Here is a 7,448-nt window from a genome sequence, read left to right as displayed (position 1 = left end):
GATTTCCTCGTCAATCTCCATGACGACATCGTCATATTCGGGGTCGAAGTCGGGATCTCTGCCTGCTCCAATCTCGGCAACGCGCGCCTCCCGCTTCGCTGTCAGCGCCTCCATCCTCGCCTGCTCGGCCTGCGTGACGCTGCGGGTCGCCTCATCGCCGTAGAGGCGGTGCCAGCTATAGCTGTTATAGGGGGTTTCGAGGCCGACAACCACGTCGCCCCATCCTTCGGCGCGGGCCGCATCAGCCAGACCGTCGAGCTTCTCGTCGGCAAGCCGCTCCACCAGTTCGGGATCGTCGGCATAGCCCTCCCCCTCGTGTGCAAAAAGATCGCCGGTGATGGTGCCGCCCGCATCGCGATACGCATCTATGCCGATGAACTTGAACAGCTTGTGCTGGGTCGTGAGCTTTTCTTCGGTCAGTAATTCGCGCACCTGATAGGCATTGCTTGCCCGCTTCAAAATTCGTTCCTGGCGGGCATGGTCGTCCGTAAGGGTAAAGGCCTGAACGCAGGCAAGGTCGATCTTGTCCGCCGCAAGCGCGTTCAACACCTTGGGACTGACACCCGCGAGGGCAAGATATTTGCGCACCTCACGAGGATCGTACCCATAGCGGTTCGCGATCGCTTCCTCACTATGTCCTTCCTGATGAAGCTTCCCCATTGCCCGAATAGCATCCGCAGGATGCATCGCAACGCGCTCCGCATTTTCAGCAAAGCTCATGGACGTAGCGTTCTCAGCTTCCCCGACCTTGCAGGGAATTTCAGCATCCTTCGACCAGATGCCGTCCTTGATGAGCTTGGCAATGGCGCGGCGGCGGCGTTCGCCCGCAATGACCTCATATTTGCCGTCCTCACGCGCGGCGGTGACGACGAGGTTCTGGATGAGGCCGTCACTGGAAGCGATGCTGGCGGCCAGCGTGTCGATCCCGGTCTTGACCTTGCGCACGTTGACCGGGGTCGCAACAAGGAGGTTTGCAGGGATATACTGGATCATGTCGTTCACTCCATTGGCTCGTGGTTTGCAGCAGCTGCTGCAAACCCGAGGTCGCGCGGAGCAGCAGGGGTGTGGGGGGCAACGGGAATCTGCCAGGAGTGGTGCGGGCGCAGCGCGCGAAGCGTAAGCGAGCCTCGGTCCTGCTGATTGCCGTTGCAGGGGAGAGGGCGGCGGCGCCCCCTCTCCCCCAACAACAAAACAGCGGGAATGCTGCGGTACGCGACCTTGATAGATTTTGGCAGCGTGTTCGCCAGCCAAGGATTATTGCGTGGCACTCATGATTAAGTCGCCGATAAGGATCAATCTACCCGGATGGATTTTTGCCACAGAGCCGAGGGTTATGACCGACTGTTCTTCTGTTCGATAGAAGCACAGCATAGCACAATGTCTGCCTATCATGACTTGAATAAGATCGATGAACTTATCACGACGTTGATCGGTGGCGTCAAATGATATGAACATTCCGCCGACAGGGCGAAATCTACGGTGATCCAGCGATTCTCTACCGAGCTCGCGGCGGGCACTCTGCCGTGAAGCTACTTCAGCAAACCAGCCGGAGTCTGGGAGGGAAGCCCGATGATTTTGGGTCGGCGGACAAATGACCCGCATTCAGTTCTAATCACGCTTCACGAGGCGCATTCCCCGAAATGGGGGGCGTTGCGGGGGTGTCCCCCGCATCAGGGGGTAGTGAGAGACGCGGAACGCGGCTCGCGCTCAGGGGGAGCCGTCCCCCCTCGACCCTATATGGTTAGGTCTATTAGATTTTGGCGACCTTCAAGCTCCCGCCGGCTGCCAGGCGCTCGTAAGTCCAAATCCCCCTGCTGAAATTCCGCCGGTGCATCACGCGAAAGCAATGACCGCTCGGTTCCCTGACACGACGACCATAACCGCCCTGCTATGCGCGATAATCCGACTCTTCCCGTTCACTGGGCGGATGCCAGTGAACACAGCGCAGACATGCCGCATCCGCTGGCAAGCGGGGCGGCTCCGCTGCCGCCGCGCCATCATCGAGCGGCGGCCCGCCATTATGGCGGAAGCCCGAGGCGCTCATGGCTGCTCTTCCTTCGGTCGGACATCGCCCAATGTGATGGTGAAACCGGCGCGGGCAAGTTCGTCGCACAAGGCGCGCTTGCGTGTCGCGCCCTCCCCTTGCGACGCGATGTACGAACAACGGCGATGATGAAAGGCAAAGCCCGCGCGTTTCAGGCAGCAGCGAAAGCGCTGCTGGGTTTGTTCGCTCCAATCGCAGGTTCCGCCATAGTTGCGGAAGGCGGCAACGGCATGGACAGCGCCATAATTTTCGTCACGCCAGCGAAGTTCGATCTTGGGGGCAGCTTTGGGCATCGGTCAATCTTTCAGAAGAAGCGAAGAAACGGGCGGCGCCGTCGTCCGCCCGATCGGGGTCAAGCGGCGCGCGCGATGTCGGGCGCGGCCATCCGGGCAAGGATGAATTCGCTGGCGGCCTGCGCGGCGGTCGCGGCGCGGAAGATGGCGCGCTTATCGTTGCGAAGGGCGGTCAGCCACGAGGCAATATAGGCGGCATGGTCGTCGCGCTCGGTCGGTTCCATGCCGAGCTGCGCGCAAAGCATGGCTGCGCCGACCTCCGCGACCATCTCTTCTGCCGCCCGGATTTCCGTTGATTTTCCATAGTCATAGAGGGTTTCACGGTTGAGCCGTGACCTATGGCCGCTGCTGTGAACTGTCTCATGGCCAAGCGTGGCGTAAAAGGCATTGCCGCTCACGAAATCAGCAAAGGCAGGCATGCGGATGCTATCGGCGGCCGGGTTGTAATAAGCGCTATTGCCGCCCTCGCTGCAAGGAACGCCATAGCGGGCAAAGGCTGCCTCCAGTTCTGGGTCGCGCTGGTCGCGGTTCTTCACTTCGACACGCGGAACGGGATATTTGGTCATGTCCAAGCCGTCGATTTGCTCGACGTTGAACACGACATATTTTTTCAGGTAGCTGCGGGCGCGGTCTTCGCTCTCGCCCTCCCCTGCCCCCTCCTGCCCGGCTTCCTCATCCTTGGGCGTGAAGCTTCCGGCATGGACGACAAGGTTTCCCTTTTCCCCTTCCTGACCTGCCCTCCCAGTTCGCTGGCCTGCCGATATGTCATCCAATAGGGATTGGTGTAACCGTGCGTCATGGTGGCGGACCACAAAAGCAGCACATTCACACCACGATAGGCGGTCCCTTCGTGGCGCAGCGGAAGCGAGGCCGCGCCCGATGCCCAGCGTGGCGACCATGGGCGGGTGCCAGCTTCCAACATGGCGATGATCTGGTTGGTGACTTCCTCGTAAACATCGATGCGCTCGGCCTTGGTGCGGGGCGCTGCGGTTTTGCGGGTCATGTCGTCTATCCCTTGTCTGAAAGATGGAGCCGAAGGCGATGGCGCGCCATCGGCTTCTGCCTGCTGGCGAAGCGGGTCGGGGAATGGCGCATGTCAGGGCTGATCGCGGCGGAGGGGCATCACCCGCCTGCACGGAGCGCAGCGCAGGAAGGCGGGGAAACCGCCGCGATCACCAAGCGGTGCCGCGCAGCGGAACCGACGGCCAGGCCCTTGCGCCAGGGGGCCGGAACAGGCCCCGGAAATTACAATGAGGCGCGGCGGCCATGCCGCCTCCGCTTGTCGCAGATCGATCAGCCGCCTAATCTGCTAGGCCTATGAGCCCTATCGGTCGCATCTTCCCACATTGGTCCACTAGCTGGAGCCGGCTAGCGCGATCCAATGCGCTGGTCCGCTCGCAATGCCGGGCGTGCGGCCTGCAATTGCGGGTCGATCCCGCCATCCAGGCGCTGCGCTTTGGCGCATCCGCCTCGCCCGTCGACCAGCTCGACCAATGCCAGGTGGTGGGCTGCCACGGCCAGCTCTTCTTCATGGTGGCGCGCAGCTATGGTCGCCAATGGCTCACCATGGTCTCGCGCGACGATCTGCGCGCAACATTGGAGCGCGCGGCCCCGGCGGCCAATGCGGTGTCGCTCGATCTGGTCGGCACAGGTCGCGCGCACCGATAAAAAGGAAATCCACCACCCAAGCGCGCCCGTCGCCTGCGGCGGGCGCGCCGTTTTTGTGGGTGAGAGCATGGATCATCCTGACGCTGTCCGGCGCGACGGCCTTGGCCGTCGCGCTCGGTGCCGGGATCAATATTCGTCGGCGCGAAGGATGGTGAGGACGCGGGCCGTCTGCGCGGGATCGGACGGGTCGCTCGATCCCCATTCGAGCTTGGGATCATAATAATCGATCTTCCAATAGCAGCGGGTTCCTTCCCAATCGAAGGCCCCAAAATCACGCTCATCATGGGGATCATTATCCTCGGAAAAATCATTATATTCCCGCACGAGGCGGAGAAGCTCGCACTGGCGACGATAGGCGGTCCACTGAGCAACCTCGCCAATCATGGCGGAAATGCCAGCGGTCACGACGATCTGGTTGAAGCCCTGCATCCGGTAGATATTGTGGCGCATGGCATCATTGAGGGCGGCGATGGTGGCGGTCTTGACCGCTTGATCCGCCGCGTTTTCGTGAGTCATGTCGTCTATCCCTTGTCTGAAAGATGGAGCCGAAGGCGATGGCGCGCCATCGGCTTCTGCCTGCTGGCGAAGCGGGTCGGGGAATGGCGCAATTGAGGGCTGATCGCGGCGGGAGGGGCATCACCCGGCTGCACGGAGCGCCAGCGCAGGAAGGCGGGGATACCGCCGCGATCACCAAGCGGGGCCGCGCAGCGGAACCGACGGCCAGGCCCTTGCGCCAGGGGGCCGGAACAGGCCCCGATAACGGATGGGCGCGGCGGCTTGCCGTCTCCGCTTTGCCGTTGGAATGGCTGTTCACGCGGGATCGGTTTCTAGCCTTGGGATGGGAGCTCGTGCCCCTACCCTGCCGTCATGACTTGAATGGGTCTCCCGTGTAACTAGGACGCCCATCGTCTTTTAATCCGATGGGCGTCCTAGTCAGCTATAGTGCGCAAATTAGATGAGTGCTCCGCAACATTCCGAAACAGACGACAAGGCGGCCCCTCGATGTCTCAAACATGGTCGCGTTGAGCACCTTGTCGGGCCATTCGGCTAAATTTGATGACCATTTGACTACCATCCCGGTTTTGACGTATCTGTCCGGGATAAAGGGTGAAATTCGACTATTTTTGGCGAACCGCCCTGATTCGATGATGCGATGAGGGGTTCGCCGATGTTGTCCGGTCAAATCTTGGACACGATGATAACGTCTTGCGAGAATGCCAAGAGCGTTCTGCGCCGCGCAGCGATCGACCCTTCCGATCGCAAAACACTGAGCATCACAATGGGCGCGTCGGTTGCCGCCGACTTTCTCGGCCGGACGCCTGAAGCGCTTGCAAAGGCGGAAGCCCGCGGTCGCCTCCCCTCCCCTAAGACCGCCAGTAATGGCCGCCGTTACTATACGGTTGAGGATCTCATCGCGATCCGCGAGGCGCTCGGCATCAAGGCTGGCAAACTACCCGACGAGCGGGCTGTCGTCGTAGCAGTCCAGAATTTCAAGGGCGGAGTCAGCAAGTCGACCACTTCCAAGCACCTTGCCGATTATCTTGCCTTACGAGGCTATCGCGTATTGGTTGTTGATTGCGATCCCCAAGCCTCCATGAGCGTCATGTTCGACGTCAATCTGGAAGATCTGGTCGACGAGACGCACACACTTTCCAACTATCTCTCGCCGCGCATCGATGAAGCGGATTCCTTTCGGAAGACAATCAAGCGGACTGCGTGGCCGAACATCGACATCTGCCCGGCCAATTTGGGGCTGCAGGATACCGAGTGGGAGCTTACGGCCACAATTGAGGAAGGCCCGCACGCCATTGCTGGCGCATTCCGCATGTTGCGAGTAGGTCTAGAAGAGGTCCGTCAAGACTATGACGTGATTATTCTCGATCCGCCACCAGCCATGGGATTCCTAGGAGTCAATACGCTGAGTGCTGCAGATGGACTTCTCATTCCGGTTCCGGCACGCCAACTGGATTATCTCTCGACCATCCATTTCATGCAGACCTGCCGCGAGGCGATGAGTTTGGTATCCAAATTCGACAATTCCATCGACTATGGGTTCATCCGGGTCGTTTGCACCATGTTCCAGCCCAATCGAACCAATGAAGCGCAAATGCTTCAGGTCATGGAAAAGACCTATGCGGGCCAGATGCTATCGACACCGATCCTGTTGTCTGAAGAAATCAAAAATGCGGGCATCGCGATGTCTTCGATTTACGAAATCAACAAGCCTTACGGCTCGCATCAGACCTATATCCGTTGCCGCAACAATTTGAATGAGGTCTTCCGCGAGCTTGAGAAGGATATCTGCAAGCAATGGCCTTCGCGCCTTGCTCAACTGGGCACTGATAGGCTGACGGAGGCCGCATGAGCAGCAATTCGGGCGCCAAGCGCCGCAGCCTTCTCGCTAACGCCATCGATTCACTGGATGCAGTTCAGCCTCCCGCAGAGCAGGAGTCTCTGGCATCGGAAGCTCCGGCTGGACCCGTTCTCCCCAGCAAATCGGAAGGGCCCGCGCCCTCCTTCCTTGAACGGCGCGGTGTGGCATTCGACGAGATCGCCAGATCGGTCAAACGACCCACGATTAGGATCCGACCTGACGAATGCACCGTCTGGCCGGGCAATGCTCGTGATTATGAGCGCCTCACCCACGAGCGCTGCGCTTCACTCATTGAATCGATCAAGGAAGAAAACGGCAACCGAGAGCCGGTAGTCATCCGCCGAACGCCCGATGGCGAGAAACCTTACGAGTTGATTGTCGGGACAAGGCGCCACTTCTCGGTCGCTTGGCTCCGCACCAATCACCACGCGCAGATAGATCTCATTGCACGCATTGAGACACTGGACGATGAAGGAGCGTTTCGCCTCGCCGACATCGAAAACCGCGAGCGCGAGGATGTCACGGACCTGGAGCGAGCACGCAACTACCAGCATGCGGTTGACGCTTACTATAATGGCGTGCGCGCGCATATGGCCGAACGCCTGGCGATCGGTAAGCAAAATCTCCATAATCTCCTTCAGCTTGCCGAGCTACCTACTGAGGTAGTCGAGGCCTTTGCTACGATGTCGGACCTCAAGGTTCGGCATGGCATGAAGCTCTCTCCACTCCTTAAGCAGCCCGACCTGCGTGACGCAATCATCGAGGAGGCGCTGGCGATCGGGAAGGAGCAGCGCCGCCGAGCAGCTGCCGGCGAACCGGCAATTGATGGGCCTCAGATCGTGCAGCGGCTGTCAAGCGCCAGCGCCAAGCTCGTCAAGAAAGCTGCGCCTAAGAGTAGACCGAGACTAGCTACGGCGGATGGAGAGGAGATCGGTCAGATCATCACCGACAGCAAATCCAAGGGGATCACGCTGACGATCAACCCAAAAAGGGCCGTCGATATCGACGATATATTGAGGGCCTTACGGCCGGTTATCGAAGCTGCCAAATTCTCGTCTCGGTGACAGAT

Annotated in this window: 11 protein-coding genes; 5 read left to right on the top strand and 6 right to left on the bottom strand. The window is 60.0% G+C overall.

What is annotated here, in order from left to right; genetic code table 11:
- From ACWNC0_RS06875 to ACWNC0_RS06855, 5 genes are all read right to left on the bottom strand, one after another.
- Window positions 1-993, bottom strand: a 993-nt coding sequence (locus tag ACWNC0_RS06875; RefSeq protein ID WP_449470519.1) for a ParB/RepB/Spo0J family partition protein, incomplete at its 3' end; no start/stop codon positions are given.
- An 895-nt stretch (window positions 994-1,888) separates the two neighbouring features.
- Complete coding sequence (locus tag ACWNC0_RS06870) at window positions 1,889-2,044, bottom strand: hypothetical protein (protein WP_449470517.1); 156 nt, start codon at window positions 2,042-2,044, stop codon at window positions 1,889-1,891.
- Entirely contained in the window at window positions 2,041-2,337 is a 297-nt protein-coding gene (locus tag ACWNC0_RS06865) for a hypothetical protein (protein ID WP_449470516.1), read from the bottom strand. Before ACWNC0_RS06865 ends, ACWNC0_RS06870 begins: the two co-directional genes overlap by 4 nt.
- 59 nt (window positions 2,338-2,396) lie before the next feature.
- The gene (locus ACWNC0_RS06860) at window positions 2,397-2,903 is read right to left on the bottom strand and encodes a zincin-like metallopeptidase domain-containing protein (protein ID WP_449470514.1); all 507 of its coding nucleotides are present in this window, start codon (window positions 2,901-2,903) and stop codon (window positions 2,397-2,399) included.
- A 44-nt stretch (window positions 2,904-2,947) separates the two neighbouring features.
- Complete coding sequence (locus ACWNC0_RS06855; RefSeq protein WP_449470527.1) at window positions 2,948-3,259, bottom strand: ArdC-like ssDNA-binding domain-containing protein; 312 nt, start codon at window positions 3,257-3,259, stop codon at window positions 2,948-2,950.
- On the opposite strand from ACWNC0_RS06855, the gene ACWNC0_RS06850 reads away from it, so the two are divergent.
- Window positions 3,188-3,658, top strand: a complete 471-nt coding sequence (locus ACWNC0_RS06850) for a hypothetical protein (protein WP_449470529.1) — start codon at window positions 3,188-3,190, stop codon at window positions 3,656-3,658. The genes ACWNC0_RS06855 and ACWNC0_RS06850 overlap by 72 nt on opposite strands.
- Window positions 3,655-4,005 carry a hypothetical protein gene (locus tag ACWNC0_RS06845; RefSeq protein WP_449470512.1) on the top strand — a complete coding sequence of 117 codons (351 nt, stop codon included), beginning with the start codon at window positions 3,655-3,657 and terminating at the stop codon, window positions 4,003-4,005. Before ACWNC0_RS06850 ends, ACWNC0_RS06845 begins: the two co-directional genes overlap by 4 nt.
- A 126-nt stretch (window positions 4,006-4,131) precedes the next feature.
- On the opposite strand, the gene ACWNC0_RS06840 is transcribed toward ACWNC0_RS06845, so the two are convergent.
- Window positions 4,132-4,521: a DUF3768 domain-containing protein gene (locus tag ACWNC0_RS06840; protein ID WP_449470511.1), complete on the bottom strand. Its 390-nt coding sequence runs from the start codon at window positions 4,519-4,521 to the stop codon at window positions 4,132-4,134.
- A gap of 38 nt (window positions 4,522-4,559) precedes the next feature.
- Here ACWNC0_RS06840 and ACWNC0_RS06835 point away from each other — a divergent pair, with 38 nt between their 5' ends.
- From ACWNC0_RS06835 to ACWNC0_RS06825, 3 genes are all read left to right on the top strand, one after another.
- Window positions 4,560-4,898 (top strand): hypothetical protein, encoded by a 339-nt coding sequence (locus ACWNC0_RS06835; RefSeq protein ID WP_449470510.1) that lies wholly within the window; start codon window positions 4,560-4,562, stop codon window positions 4,896-4,898.
- Between the two features lie 275 nt (window positions 4,899-5,173).
- Window positions 5,174-6,370, top strand: a complete 1,197-nt coding sequence (locus ACWNC0_RS06830) for an AAA family ATPase (RefSeq protein ID WP_449470508.1) — start codon at window positions 5,174-5,176, stop codon at window positions 6,368-6,370.
- Window positions 6,371-6,540: 170 nt separating this feature from the next.
- The gene (locus ACWNC0_RS06825) at window positions 6,541-7,443 is read left to right on the top strand and encodes a ParB/RepB/Spo0J family partition protein (RefSeq protein WP_449470507.1); all 903 of its coding nucleotides are present in this window, start codon (window positions 6,541-6,543) and stop codon (window positions 7,441-7,443) included.
- Window positions 7,444-7,448: the final 5 nt, after the last annotated feature.

The organism is Sphingobium chungangianum (assembly GCF_977014255.1).
Note: the sequence above shows the minus strand (reverse complement) of the source record. Positions and strands in the feature narration are given on the sequence as shown.